The 14,850-nt window shown below is 46.1% G+C and carries 9 protein-coding genes; 6 read left to right on the top strand and 3 right to left on the bottom strand.

Annotation, left to right across the window (positions count from 1 at the left end; all coding sequences use genetic code 11):
* The first annotated feature begins 69 nt into the window (after positions 1-69).
* Entirely contained in the window at positions 70-1,134 is a 1,065-nt protein-coding gene (locus PY479_RS14365) for a 3-deoxy-7-phosphoheptulonate synthase (RefSeq protein ID WP_275484182.1), read from the top strand.
* 380 nt (positions 1,135-1,514) lie between these two features.
* A complete protein-coding gene (locus PY479_RS14370) occupies positions 1,515-2,180 on the top strand; it encodes a response regulator transcription factor (RefSeq protein ID WP_275484183.1) in 666 nt (221 codons plus the stop codon).
* A gap of 56 nt (positions 2,181-2,236) precedes the next feature.
* Here the strand turns inward: PY479_RS14370 and fghA are convergent, their stop codons facing one another.
* Positions 2,237-3,079, bottom strand: coding sequence for an S-formylglutathione hydrolase (gene fghA / locus PY479_RS14375; RefSeq protein ID WP_275484199.1), 843 nt, complete (start codon positions 3,077-3,079; stop codon positions 2,237-2,239).
* Between the two features lie 10 nt (positions 3,080-3,089).
* Complete coding sequence (locus PY479_RS14380; protein ID WP_275484184.1) at positions 3,090-4,214, bottom strand: S-(hydroxymethyl)glutathione dehydrogenase/class III alcohol dehydrogenase; 1,125 nt, start codon at positions 4,212-4,214, stop codon at positions 3,090-3,092.
* Positions 4,215-4,325: 111 nt separating this feature from the next.
* Here PY479_RS14380 and PY479_RS14385 point away from each other — a divergent pair, with 111 nt between their 5' ends.
* Together PY479_RS14385 and PY479_RS14390 are read left to right on the top strand one after the other, a co-directional pair.
* Positions 4,326-5,225 carry a LysR substrate-binding domain-containing protein gene (locus PY479_RS14385; RefSeq protein ID WP_275484185.1) on the top strand — a complete coding sequence of 300 codons (900 nt, stop codon included), beginning with the start codon at positions 4,326-4,328 and terminating at the stop codon, positions 5,223-5,225.
* Positions 5,226-5,745: 520 nt separating this feature from the next.
* Positions 5,746-6,423 carry a phosphatase PAP2 family protein gene (locus PY479_RS14390; protein ID WP_275484186.1) on the top strand — a complete coding sequence of 226 codons (678 nt, stop codon included), beginning with the start codon at positions 5,746-5,748 and terminating at the stop codon, positions 6,421-6,423.
* On the opposite strand, the gene PY479_RS14395 is transcribed toward PY479_RS14390, so the two are convergent.
* Positions 6,410-9,838, bottom strand: coding sequence for a PAS domain-containing hybrid sensor histidine kinase/response regulator (locus PY479_RS14395; protein WP_275484187.1), 3,429 nt, complete (start codon positions 9,836-9,838; stop codon positions 6,410-6,412). The genes PY479_RS14390 and PY479_RS14395 overlap by 14 nt on opposite strands.
* A 303-nt stretch (positions 9,839-10,141) precedes the next feature.
* On the opposite strand from PY479_RS14395, the gene acs reads away from it, so the two are divergent.
* Both acs and PY479_RS14405 read left to right on the top strand, forming a co-directional pair.
* Positions 10,142-12,097, top strand: coding sequence for an acetate--CoA ligase (gene acs / locus PY479_RS14400; RefSeq protein WP_275484188.1), 1,956 nt, complete (start codon positions 10,142-10,144; stop codon positions 12,095-12,097).
* A 142-nt stretch (positions 12,098-12,239) separates the two neighbouring features.
* A complete protein-coding gene (locus tag PY479_RS14405; protein WP_275484189.1) occupies positions 12,240-14,843 on the top strand; it encodes a PAS domain-containing protein in 2,604 nt (867 codons plus the stop codon).
* Positions 14,844-14,850 lie beyond the last annotated feature (7 nt).

Below are 14,850 nucleotides of genomic sequence, written 5' to 3' on the forward strand. Positions count from 1 at the left end.
TAACGACTTACAAGTCGTTAACGTCCAATAATAAGATCCATAATCACGTTTAGTTCTGTGGTAGTACCTATGACAATTAAAACAGACGAATTACGCTCATCCTTATTATGTAAGGTGATTTCACCTTCGCAACTCGCCTCTGAGTACCCTCTCACTCAGGAAGCCGCGGATTACCTTTTACAACAACGCAATGAAGTTGCCGCCATCATTGAAGGTAATGACCCTCGGTTATTGGTAATTATTGGACCTTGTTCAATCCATGATACCGATGCCGCCTTGGATTATGCTCAGCGTTTAGCGAAATTACATCACGAACTCAAAGAGGATCTTTGTATCCTGATGCGAGTATATTTTGAAAAACCCAGAACAATTGTAGGCTGGAAAGGGCTTATCTCCGACCCAGACCTGGATGGCAGTTTTAGTCCTAATAAAGGGCTACGCATGGCCCGACAGATACTGCAGCGTATCACTGAATTGAAACTACCTATCGCTACCGAGTTTCTTGATATGGTGAACGGGCAATATATTGCCGATCTTATTACCTGGGGTGCCATTGGTGCCAGAACCACCGAGAGTCAAATCCATCGTGAGATGGCATCAGCCCTCTCCTGTCCTGTGGGTTTTAAAAACGGCACCGATGGTAATGTTAAAATAGCGGTAGATGCAGTACGTGCATCAAGAGTTCCACATATATTTTACTCACCCGATAAAGATGGTTATATGTCGGTATACCGTACCCACGGTAATCCATATGGCCATCTCATTTTACGGGGTGGCAAGTCGCCCAATTATACTGAAGAGTACGTTAACGAAGCCAAAGCTAAGCTTGAAGAAGTGGGGATCCACTCAGGTATTATTATCGATTTCAGTCATGGCAACAGCCAAAAGCAGTACCGTAAACAACTTGAAGTGGCTGATAATATCATGCAGCAGTTGTGTTCAGGTTCAACGGCCATTGCAGGCGTGATGATCGAAAGCTTTATTGAAGAAGGCAGTCAACAGGTAATACCTGGCCAGGCATTAGTTTATGGCAAAAGTATCACCGATGCTTGTCTCAACTGGGAAGATTCGGAGCACTTGATAATGGCGTTAGCCGATGCAGCCAGAACCCGGCGTTTAAAGTTGCAGAAATAAAAGAATACCGCGTTTCACCAAGAGCCTGGCGTTAATGTCAGGCTTTTATCTTTATTTTTCAATTTCGAAATAATGCTGCCACTCAGGTTAATTCATCTGTTTATCAATCGCATCGATTAATTGCATAGCCATGATGATGCGGTTGTCGATTACTGAACCCGGTTTCAAAGGTATTTTTCTTCAGTAACCGTTATCGCGATATTTCAGTCATCCTCAAACAGTGTGCTCAATTCATAAAAACCTTTCTTTAAAGAACAAACTCAACTAAAGTCTAAGTTGTTGTTACAGACTCTTACTGCTTGATAAAGCAATAGGAAATACTTTTCGTTTTCTGTTACAGTGGTTGCACTTACATGTGCGCACACTAAAGAATAACTGCCATGAAGCCAGAAAATCTGAACATCATCATTGCCGACGATCATCCGTTATTTCGTAACGCATTAAGACAAGCACTGACTCCAGGATTCAGCAATACTCAATGGTTTGAAGCCGACAGTGCCGATGCATTACAACAACTATTAGATGCCGAACAGCCCAATTACGATCTGGTATTGCTGGATTTGCAGATGCCAGGTTCACACGGCTATTCCACACTGATTCATTTACGATCTCACTACCCTGAACTCCCCGTCATTATTATTTCTGCGCACGAAGATAACGCGACGATTAGTCGGGCATTGCATTATGGAAGTGCCGGATTTATTCCCAAGTCAGCCTCTATGGAAACATTCACGGCCGCCATTACTGATGTAATGATGGGAGATATCTGGCTACCTGCTGGTATCGAGCTGATAGAAATCAACGACGACAACGATACAGAAAAAATGGCCGGCAAGTTGTCTGAATTGACGCCGCAGCAATACCGCGTGCTACAGATGTTTGCTGAAGGTCTGTTGAATAAACAGATTGCCTACGATCTGGGGGTGTCAGAAGCGACTATCAAAGCACATGCCACGGCAATTTTCCGTAAGCTTGGGGTACGTAATCGCACCCAAGCCGTTATTGCGCTGCAGCAGCTAGATATGGAAAAAGTTGAGTTAAATTAGTAATCCATTTCAGTAAAAAAGGCTCCCTTGGGGAGCCTTTTTGCAATTAATATTCGCTACTTAGCAAGATATTGTGCGTGAAATTGCAGATGTGACTCTATAAAGGTCGCAATAAAGTAGTAGCTATGGTCGTACCCCGCATGGCTCTGATAATCGAGGACAATTCCAGCCTTATGGGCTGCCATCACCAAACTTTCTGGCAATAACTGCTCGGCTAAGAAGCTATCATTTTCGCCTTGATCAACTTTTAACGGCAATTCTGCTGTGCTTTGTTTAAGCAATTCGACAGTATCGTACTGCTTCCACAGTTCACGATCGTCACCAAGATAAGCGGTAAATGCTTTTTGTCCCCAAGGGCAAGCAATCGGATGACAAATCGGCGCAAATGCGCTGGCACTGGTGTAACGTTGCGGATTTTTCAAGGCGATAGTCAGTGCACCGTGGCCCCCCATAGAGTGTCCGGCGATTGCCCGTTTGTCACTTACAGGGAAGTGTTGTTCAATCAGTTCCGGTAACTCCGACACCACATAATCGTACATGCGATAATGACTGGACCAAGGCAATTGTGTAGCATTGACATAAAAACCCGCCCCAAGTCCTAAATCATATGCGCCATCCTTAGCATCTGCGACAGCTTCACCTCTGGGACTGGTATCTGGACAAACAATTGCGATACCCAAGCTCGCTGCAATACGCTGCGCCCCTGCTTTCTGCATGAAGTTCTCATCCGTACAGGTGAGTCCAGAGAGCCAATACAATACCGGAACGGACTTTTCATTCGCCTGAGGTGGTAAGTAGATCGCAAAGCGCATGTCACAATTTAACGCGCGCGAATGATGGCGATATTGTTTGTGCCACCCTGAAAACGACTTATTACTGCTGATATGTTCCAGCATAATGCCTCCGATATCAGTAGTGGATGACGCTGCGGATACTCTTACCCTCATGCATCAAGTCAAATGCATCGTTGATCTGCTCAAGTGGCATGGTATGAGTGATAAAGTCATCCAACTTAAACTCACCAGCAAGATATCTTTCAACTATACCAGGCAGTTCTGAACGCCCTTTTACGCCGCCAAATGCCGAGCCTTTCCAGACACGACCAGTAACCAGTTGAAACGGTCGGGTCGAAATTTCCTGGCCAGCCCCGGCGACACCGATGATCACTGACTGCCCCCAACCTTTATGACAACACTCTAAAGCGGAACGCATCACGTTAACGTTACCAATACATTCAAAAGAGTAATCAACACCGCCATCGGTCAGTTCTACAATCACTTGCTGAATGGGTTTGTCGTAGTTTTTCGGGTTAATGCAATCAGTTGCCCCGAGCTTTTTCGCCAGTTCAAATTTACTTTCATTGATATCAATACCAATGATCCGGCTGGCTTTCGCCATCGTAGCGCCAATAATGGCTGACAGACCGATACCACCCAGGCCAAAAATGGCAACAGTTGCCCCTGCTTCCACTTTTGCGGTGTTCATCACCGCCCCCATGCCCGTGGTGACACCACAACCGAGCAAACAGATCTCTTCCAGCGGCGCAGTCTTATTCACTTTGGCCAATGAAATTTCCGGTAGCACGGTATATTCAGAAAACGTTGAACAACCCATATAATGGAAAATTGGTTTTCCGTCTTTATAAAAGCGAGTCGTACCATCAGGCATCAAGCCTTTGCCCTGTGTTTCCCTTACCGCCTGACACAAATTCGTTTTACCGGATTTACAGAACTTGCATTCACCACATTCGGCGGTGTACAACGGGATGACATGATCTCCGACAGCTACACTGGTAACCCCTTCCCCCACCATTTCTACAATACCGCCACCTTCGTGGCCGAGAATCGCCGGGAAAACCCCCTCTGGATCGTCACCACTTAACGTAAAAGCATCGGTATGGCAGACACCGGTGGCGACAATCCGCACTAACACTTCACCTTTTTTGGGCAACATCACGTCCACTTCTTCGATTTTTAACGGTTTGCCAGGCCCCCACGCGACTGCTGCTTTAGATTTGATAAATTGTGCGCTCATCATTGCTCCTCTGTTGTTGCACCAAATTTCCGTAGTGGTTTTTGATTTTATTTATTTCAGATAACAAGATAATCTAGTCAAACTACAAATCACTTTTACTTATACGTAATAATGAATCATTGGGAAGGTATCTGCGAATTCATCGCCGTCGCAGAAAGTCAGAGTTTTACTCAGGCAGCGACCCGGCTAAATGTTTCAACGGCACAGGTCAGTCGTCAGGTAAGCGCGCTCGAAAAGCGATTAGCAACAAAACTGTTTTATCGTACCACCCGTAAAGTGACGCTGAGCGAAGAAGGAACACTTTACTATCGCCATTGCCGTGCATTGCAAGATGGCATTGAAAAAGCTGAACGCACCTTAGGAAGCTTAAAACAGGAACCGCAAGGCTTGTTACGGCTCACCGCGCCGGTCACATACGGCGAGCAATTTGTGTTACCGCTACTCAATGATTTTTTGTTGAAATATCATAAATTACAATTAGATTTAGAGTTAACCAACAAGACCTTAGATCTCATTGAGGGAGGTTTTGATCTGGCGATTCGGTTAGGAAACTTGACCGACTCCAGCTTAATGGCACGAAAACTCGCCACTCGCTGTAATTATGTCTGCGCAAGTCCCAACTATTTGTCTCAGTATGGTGTCCCGCACAGTTTATCCGAGCTGCAACAACATCAATGTCTGGTGGGAAATCATCCATATTGGCGCTTTAAAGAACAGGGACAAGAACGTACCTGGCGGGTAAATGGACGATTACAATGCAATTCCGGGATTGGGTTGCGTGATGCAGCCCGTAAAGGCCTCGGACTGGTGCAATTGCCGGATTATTATGTGCATGCTGATCTGCAACACGGTACGCTCGTGACTGTTTTAGAACATTATCGGGCCGAACCTGAGGGTGTCTGGGGGCTCTATCCGCAAAATCGTCATCTTTCGCCAAAAGTGAGTTTGTTGCTCGATTGGTTGCAACAAGGCTTGAGTAAGGATACAGCTACTCCAGCGACGTTTGCCTAAGCTAAAGCGGGGGTTAATAACTGAATAACTCCGACATTACTTGACCCATTGTTAATATGGTTTATTTATCGTTCCACCACTTTCTATCTAATGAAAACTGATGTCACCGCCTAATTAATGTGCTTCAAATGCAAGGGTAATTTTTTAACCCGGATACCGCATAAATTTTAACTGTTTGATACTTAAATATTTACCATTCATACCCACGGCAAATAAATCCGTTTCCGCAAGACTACTCGATTGTGCAATGTCATTGGGCACGACTTGGAAACATGACTGATTGAGAATAATTTCAACAACCTTAAATAATCTCGGCGTGAATGTAGCGAGGCATGCGTATTCGACGTAATTATAACGCTGACGCTTTTGTAACCTAGTCTTAAGCAATTGTTAAGCTATAACACTAATAATCGTCAGCGCTTTATCACTCCAATCTGTTGAAAATATGCCTCCATATGCTCTGCCTTTTCATAGCTGGTTATACCGACATCTTTTACTGCCTTTAGCCTGCGGTTTGTTGGTGTTGATTGTGTTACATCTCACCAAAGCAGATTTATATATCGCGGAATGGCTGTTTCGTGAGGAAGGAAGTCAACCCGGTTGGGCATTAAGACATAACTTCTTTTTAGAACATATCTTGCATAACGGTGGACGACATGTGGTTACGCTTTTGTCGTTAACGCTGATAGTGACATTGATCGCCAGCTTTTTTAAAGCGTCGATCAAACCATGGCGCAAAGACTTGATACTGTTGTTCGCCAATGTTGCCATTTCAATTCTGTTGGTACGCTTTGGCAAAGAATACAGTAATGTCAGCTGTCCATGGGATGTGCTGCAGTTTGGTGGAAGCAAACCTTGGATCCCATTTCCGGACAGCGTGTTTTCGTCACTGGACTTAGGACAATGTTTCCCTGGCGGTCATAGTAGTGGCGCTTTTGCTTGGGTAGCTTTGTACTATTTTGCTGTGCAGCATATGCCCAGAATGAAAATGAAATTCCTGAGTTTTGCCATCATCCTGGGCACCCTTTTTGCCATCTGCCAGGAGCTGCGTGGAGCCCACTTTCTGACCCATGATCTCACCAGTCTTTTACTGTGCTGGATGATCTGTACCATTAGTTACGGTTTAGTTTATAAACCTTGGCGCCATCGCCAAGCATCTCAGAGCAACACAGCAGATGCCATCTCTATGAACGTTTAACCAGTCCCGAGATCAATGCTCTTAGCGCTGCCGGTTTGATCATCTTCGACATATAGTGATAACCGCGGCGCTCCACATCTTCAATCAGCGCTTTGTTGGTATTGGCAGTGATCAGAATACCCGGCAACTTGTCACCATATAGCGTCCGAATTTCATCCATAGCATCGACACCATTGCGGTCATTATCCAGATGATAATCGGCCAGCACGATATCAGGCGCCATCCCTTTCAGTCCTAACTTGATGCGCGCATCGCTGATATCACTGGCACAAACGACTTCACATTGCCAACGGGTCAACAAACTTTCCAGTCCGGCCAGAATACTTTCTTCATTATCGATGCAGAGAACCTTAACCCCGGTGAGAGTGCGAAAGGCGTTAGTAATACTGCGAGGTTTAGGAATGCTGCGGCTATTACCTAATGGCACCAAAATAGAGAATACCGATCCTTTGCCCTGAATGGAGAATACTTTAATCTCATGCTGCAACACTTTACTGATACGATCAGCAATCGCTAAACCTAAACCTAGCCCGTTAACACTCTTACTCTGTGGATTATTGAGTCGTTTAAATTCGTGAAAAATTTCCCTTAACTGGCTCGCCTCGATACCACACCCGGTGTCGAGCACTTGGATTTCCAGATTTTGCGCACGGTGGCGGCAACCGAGCAAGACTTTGCCACCTTTCGCATATCGAAATGCATTGGTCAGGAAATTTTGAATAATTCGTCTCAGCAGTGCTGGATCGGAATTAACTGTCACATTACTGGCTACAGCCGCAAACCGGATATGACTATCTTTGGACATGGCGTCAAATTCTACCGCCAAACCATTCAAAATTTCGGATATCGCAAAATCCTTACGATTAACATCCACCTTGCCTGAGTCCAGACGAGAGATATCCAGCAGATCGGTGAGCAATTCCCCGGCTGTTTTCAGAGAGCTATTGATGTGTTCCAACGTCATGCTCACATCCTGCTCCAGTTTCGGATGCTGGCTCAGCGATGCGGTAAATAACCGCGCAGCATTGAGTGGCTGCATCAAGTCATGGCCCACCGCCGCTAAGAATCGGCTTTTTGACGCATTGGCCATCTCTTCATGTGCTTTTGCTTCCAGCAGCTGGCTATTCAGCAATGCCAGCTCGTAAGTACGTTCCCGGACTCTCGCCTCAAGATTTTCGTTGGCTTCCTGTAAGGCTTTTTGCTGTTGTCGATATTGGGTGATGTCGGTGAATGTCATAACGAAACCGCCATCGGGCATCGGGTTGCCTTGAATTTTGATCACTTTGCCATCTTTGCGCTGACGTTCCGACATATGCGCTGTTCCATTGCGCATATGCTGCATACGTCGTTCAACATGTTCATCAATATTGCCTGGGCCGCAATAACCGCGCGCCGCATTAAACCGGATCACTTTCGCAATTGACATTCCTGGCTGCAGGAAATCCTGCGGGTAACGATATAAATCCTCATAACGATGGTTCCAGGCCACTAGATTGAGGTCTTTATCAACAACACTCATTCCTTCATTGGCATGCTCAATTGCGGCCCGCAACATATCCTGGCTAAGCAGCACCTGTGATGAGGCATCGTCCACCAAGCTGAACACTTCATCCAAGGCCAAGTCTCGACCTTCCAGCACTGAATCCATAACCACCGAAGCACTAGACGCCCCCAGCACCCCTGCCAACAGATGTTCGGTATGGTTGATTAAGTTGGTCGATGCCGATTTATTCCAGCTATCGCTGCGCACCGCCTCGGGAGAAAACCGGGAAAAACTTTCATAGGCACGGGTGGGACTAACAAAGCGACTGGCCAGAATTAACAGATCCTGTTGACTTATCTGCACTGCACGTCGATTACCACTGCTCCGCATCAGTCCGGGGGTAACAAATGCACTGGCCTGGATACGCTCAACCACCCCGGCGCGAAACCACATAGAACCCAAGACATAACAGGCCAGATTAGCTGCTAAGGCGATAAGAATATCCACTACGTCTGGAGAAACGTTAGTAAATGCATGTAAGCCGGTAGTAAATAAATCGCCGGTAATAGCTGCATCTCGGAATAACAGAACGCCCCAAACACCGAAGCCAACCGCCATGCCCAACATCACCCCAGAACGATTACCGCGCTTCCAGTAAAGCCCCCCCACTAATGCTGGTGCCAATTGCGCAAAAGCGCCAAAAGCCAGCATTCCCATATGTGACAGAGATTCGTTGTCGGAGAAGCTTAAGTATGCGGTATAACCGAAAGCGACAATTAATACGATGGCAATACGCCTGACGTACAATAGCTGGGTGGAAAACTTACTGAAGTTACTCCGTTTTATCTGCCCGGTGCGCAACAATACTGGCACCAACCATTCATTAGAGATCATCACACTGATGGTGACGACAGCCACGATCACCATACCGGTAGCAGCTGACATTGTGCCCAACATGGCGATCACGGCTAACCAATCACTTCCCATGGATAAAGGCAGATTGATCACATAGGTATCGGGCGCGACCGAATCGCCCAGCATTAACTTACCCGCCAACGCCATCGGGCCAACAAATAGGCCAAACACCAACAGATATAATGGAAATACCCAGCGGGCACGACGCAGACTCTTATCACCGTGAGCTTCAACGACCATTACGTGAAATTGCCGAGGCATACACAAAAAAGCCGCCATCCCGACCAACAACTCCGGCACAATATACTCAAGCCTCATGTTGGGCTCTTGGATCACGCCCGCTAGGCTGGCTTTTTCCCACAACGGACCAAAACCGCCGAATACGCCAAAGACGACTACACCACCGATGATCAGAAATGCGGTTAATTTTACAAACGACTCAAAGGCGATCGCCAACATCATGCCGGGATTATGTTCTGTCGCATCCAGCTTACGAGTACCGAACAAAATCGCGAATAACGCTAGCCAGCAACTGATCAGCAATGCCAACCAGGTACCATCAAATTCCGCTTGTTTGGGTTGAAACAGGTTCAGGCCATAAACCATGGCTTTTAGTTGCAGAGCGATATAAGGCATGATGCCGAATAAGGCAATCAAGGTGACAACAACCGCGAGTGGCTGAGATTTGCCATATCGCGCGGCGATAAAGTCGGCCACAGAGGTGATATTTTGTTCTTTTGAAACCATCACCATTTTACGCAATAAGCCGAACCCCAGAATAAACACCAATATGGGACCCAGAAAAATCGGTAAGAAAGACCAAAAATCTTTAGCTGATTGACCGACTGTGCCTAAAAAACTCCATGAAGAGCAATAAACTGCCAAACTGAAAGCGTAAATCCAGTTTTGTAATTTTTTAGTGAGGTTACTAAACCAGCGTTCAGCCCCCCACGCCAGCACACACAGCAGGCACACGTAACAAATGGCGATAACCGCCACTAACATTGTCAGATTCATGGTAGTTCTCTTACGGCCGTTAACTACAGACCTCGATACATTCAGCCTGCACTAGCCTACCCCAGTCCCTCAAAAACACCAACATCGCTACAACTGCTTGTTTACTTTTATATTTGCCTCGTCATTCAGAAGTCATGAAGACAACATCTAAAAATGTTACGTAACAGACTAACCGCGTTTTAATTAGATAATTAACATGATGATTTTTAACGTTTTTATTTATCTAGACCAATGTCTAATAGAGGCGTAACAAGGTTGCATCCCATACTTTGCGTCAAGTCACAAAAACAACGGGAAGTATCCATGAGCAATCAACAAGCCATTTATAAAGTGCCCGCAGCAATTGCTTCCAGTGCGCTGGTCAATGATGAGCAGTATAAAAAGATGTATCAGGAATCCGTCGTTAATCCAGATGGATTTTGGCGTGAACACGGAAAGCGTATCGACTGGATAAAGCCCTACACCCAAATTAAGCAAACCTCTTTTGATGATCACAATTTATCCATCAATTGGTTCTATGACGGCACGCTGAATGCTTGTGTCAACTGCGTTGATCGTCATCTGGAGCAGAACGCCGACCGCATTGCCATTATCTGGGAAGGTGATGATGCCAAACAGCAGAAAACACTGACCTATGCACAATTGCATGTCGAAGTCTGTAAATTTGCTAACGCGTTACGTAGCCAAGGCGTACGCCGCGGTGATGTCGTTACCATGTACATGCCTATGGTACCCGAAGCGGCAATTGCGATGCTCGCCTGTGCCCGAATTGGTGCGGTTCATTCGGTAGTTTTCGGCGGATTTTCACCGGATTCCATTGCATCACGAATTAAAGATGGCCGCTCCAAAGTGATACTTACTGCCGACGAAGGTGTCAGAGCGGGCCGCACCATCCCGCTTAAGCGCAATATTGATGAAGCATTAGCAAAACCTGACGTGACGACTGTTGAAAAAGTTATTGTATTAAAGCGCACAGGCAAAGATGTTGCGTGGCACGAAGGACGTGACGTCTGGTGGCATTCACTGACCGAAACCGCATCTGAATTTTGCGAACCCGAAGAGATGGGGGCAGAAGATCCGTTATTCTTGCTGTACACCTCAGGTTCAACGGGCAATCCGAAAGGTGTGTTGCACACCACGGGTGGCTATCTGGTGTACGCTTCGATGACCCATGAATACGTGTTTGACTATAAACCGGGTGAAATCTATTGGTGTACTGCTGACGTAGGTTGGATTACGGGCCACAGCTACATGGTTTACGGTCCTCTGGCAAACTGCGCCACAGTGCTTATCCATGAAGGCGTCCCCAACTGGCCGTCTCCTGCCAGACTCGGCGAAATTATTGATCGGCATAAAGTTAATATTCTTTACACTGCGCCGACCCTCATTCGTGCGTTAATGGCTGAAGGGAAAGAACAGTTTGATGGTTATAAAGGCGATTCCTTGCGCATCATGGGTTCGGTGGGTGAACCTATCAATCCAGAAGCATGGCGCTGGTATCATGAAGTTATTGGTCATGAGCACTGCCCTATCGTTGATACCTGGTGGCAGACGGAAACTGGCGGTGTTTTGATTACGCCGTTGCCTGGTGCAACAGATACCAAACCCGGTTCAGCCACTCGTCCATTCTTCGGCGTGCAACCAGCATTGGTAGATAACAATGGCACAATCCTGGAAGGGGCGACCGAAGGAAACCTAGTGATACTCGATTCATGGCCAGGTCAGATGCGCACCGTCTATGGAGATCACGAACGTTTTGTTCTGACTTACTTTAAAACTTTCCGCGGCATGTACTTTACCGGCGACGGCGCTCGTCGTGATGAGGATGGTTATTACTGGATTACTGGCCGGGTTGACGATGTGATCAACGTTTCAGGTCACAGACTGGGAACCGCTGAAATCGAAAGTGCGTTAGTGGCTCATGACTTAGTGGCTGAGGCTGCGGTAGTTGGTTATCCCCATGATATTAAAGGTCAAGGTATCTATGCCTACGTAACGCTTACCAAAGATACCGAACCTTCCGAGGCGCTACGTCAGGAACTCCGTCAATGGGTACGCAAAGAGATTGGCGCGTTAGCCACACCAGATTTGATCCAGTGGGCAACAGGCTTGCCAAAAACGCGTTCAGGAAAAATTATGCGGCGATTCCTGCGTAAAATTGCTGCAAACGAAATTACCAACCTTGGTGATGCTTCAACCTTGGCTGACCCAGCCGTGATTGATACTCTGATTGAAACCCGACTCAATCGACCCGAGTAATTCTTCTTCCTGTTTTAGCCCCTCCTAGTGAGGGGCTTTTTTCTGTGCAAACAAATTGAATTTGTTCAAATAATGACAATTCAATTGGTCAAGCGCTATGATGAATATGTCGATTGTTGCTGCCGCTAAAACGGATTTTTACATGACACAGCTGCCTACCTTCAAATCTAGTGGGAATACCAGACACCTCTGGCATAACAGCTTGTCTGCCAAATTTGTTTGGGTACAGTTGTTTATCGCCTTCATCATTATTGCCAGCACTATAGGCGTATTTTGGCTTATCCAAAGAGATCAATTATTACAGCAACAACAAGAATTAAACCGAACCTACGGGCAGGTAGTAATATCCCGTCTGCAAGAGATCAGTGGAATATATGAAGCTATTGCGGTTTCGATGGCAGGCGTCGCCGGACAGTATTTGCAACAACCACAACAGCTGCAGGAATTACAAAAAGTCATTCCAGCATTACTCGATAGAAAACACCCTAACGACCTATTGGCCGGTGGCGGGATCTGGCCAGAACCTCGAGATGAAAATACGCTGTCATCAAAAAGTTTGTTCTGGTTTCGCGATACCAATAACACCTTAATACAAACCACAGATTACAACCGCAATGCGGTAACTCCCTACCATAATGAAAAATGGTATCGCCCTACTCACCTATATCCTGCCAATGTGGCGTTCTGGTCCCCTGCCTACAGAGACCCGGTGACCGGTACTGCGATGGTGACTGCATCAGTTCCCATCCGCGCAGAACACAGATTTATTGGTGCAGCCACCATAGATATCAGTCTTGCCGGCATCAACGAACTCTTTCATGGCCTTTCGCGAGATCTCAGTGGCTATATTATTGCGTTAGATTACCGTAACCAATTGTTATCGCTGCCTCAGGGTTTGCAGCAGCACCTCCAAATCACTCCGTCACAGGTAAATGATATCCAAATCCTGAGTGCTAAAATTCCAGCATTTACTGTATTTAAATCGGCATTACAAACTGCAGACGATGCCATCATAGTACAAGCACAAAAGCATCCTTTGTTCACTGAGCAACAACTACGAAAATTGCCGTCGCTGATCAATGATCCGAATAAGCTGATGCAAGCGATTGTGCAGAATGGACCTCAGCACTGGCCTAAAGCGGCAGAATTAGTGGATTTAGTCGAGATCCAACATGATCCATTACTCGGCGAAGATGCCTTAGTATCCGTATTTTTGATGCCAGATACTTTCTGGAAAATTCTCGTGGTCACGCCGTTATCACAACTACATCACAACGCCTATCTGTTAGCCGGTAAAGTCGGTTTGTTTCTGGTTATCATTCAGTTATTAGCAATGCTGTTATTATCCCTGATACAAAAACGCATCTTCATTGCCCCCATCACCAAAATGGCCAGTACCCTAAAAATGCAGAACTTAGCGGAACTGGAGTTATTACAAAACACACGGCATGATGAATTTGGTGAATTAGCCGGTAGTTTTCTGGAGAGAGTCAGGCAATTAGAAACCGAAATGTCCGGCCTCTATGCCGAGAACCTTGCCTTAGAACAACAGTTGCAAGTACAAGAATCAGCACAAATTAAGTTACTGAATCTTACCGAACAGCTTGGTGCCCTGCAGAAATTCTCGCAGCATATTATTCATATGAAAGACCTGAATGGTGGCTACATCTGGGTAAATGATAAATATTGTGAATTATTGGGGCGTGAGCGTGAACAGTTGTTAGGCCACACCGATCAGCAGATATTTCCCGCATTAGAATTTCCGCTAACAGTACAACACGAACAACGCGTATTACAATCACGAGCACCGTTTAGCGCCGAAGAACCTTTGCATATACATCATGGCGGCAACCGACCATTTTTTGTTACCCGTTTTCCGCTTAAAAATGAGTTGGGTGAAATTAATGGAATTGGCGCTATCGGTTTTGATCTCAGTGGCGTCAAGCGTAGCGAAGTACAGCTACAAGGAGAAATCGATAAACTACAGCAGCAGTTAGACGCTTTGCTCCAACAAATACAACAGCAAAAAATGCAACAGCGCTCTTTTGCCAAAGAGAAACAGCTGGCAAATCAGCAGGAGCACCAGTTACAACAAGAAATTGAGCGATTACATCATCTCGAGCAACCCCTGCCACGTTTACTGACTTTATTAATATCGACCTTGAGTAAACGTTTAGATCAACTTTCTGCTGCGCTATACCATCACGCTTCAGACGAAGCGATCCCATTGGCATTGCAACAGGCAGAAGCCTTGCGGCATCTTTTGCCATTGGTAAATTATCAACGAAATGAAATTCAAGCCTTAGCGATAGACGAATTTTTTGATGATTTACTGATCTTTATGGCGCCAGAACTGGCGACTGTGGAGGTTCTTATTGAAGTTGATAAAGATTTGCGCCTACTGGCAGCAGGCAAGAGTTGGCAACATTTAATTATTTTTTATAGACTAATCAGCAACATAGCTAACGACGCTTTCCCCACTTCGCAACATGATAAACAATTACGTATTGCGCTGACAGAAAACAATGGTCACGTGCTTATCCGTCTGACAGACAATGGCAACGGGATGACGCAATCACAAGTTGCGGCCATCCAGCAACAGTGGCAACAGCATTCGACCAACGGTACGCTAGCGACCGTATATCACTATCTTAACACCCAACTGAACGGCGCGCTCTCTCTCGCATGTGCGCCAACGAAAGGATGCTGTATCACTATTCAATTGCCAGCAATCCAACCTGAATAACCACCAG

Source organism: Shewanella sp. A32 (genome assembly GCF_029167175.1).
Lineage (GTDB): Bacteria > Pseudomonadota > Gammaproteobacteria > Enterobacterales > Shewanellaceae > Shewanella > Shewanella yunxiaonensis.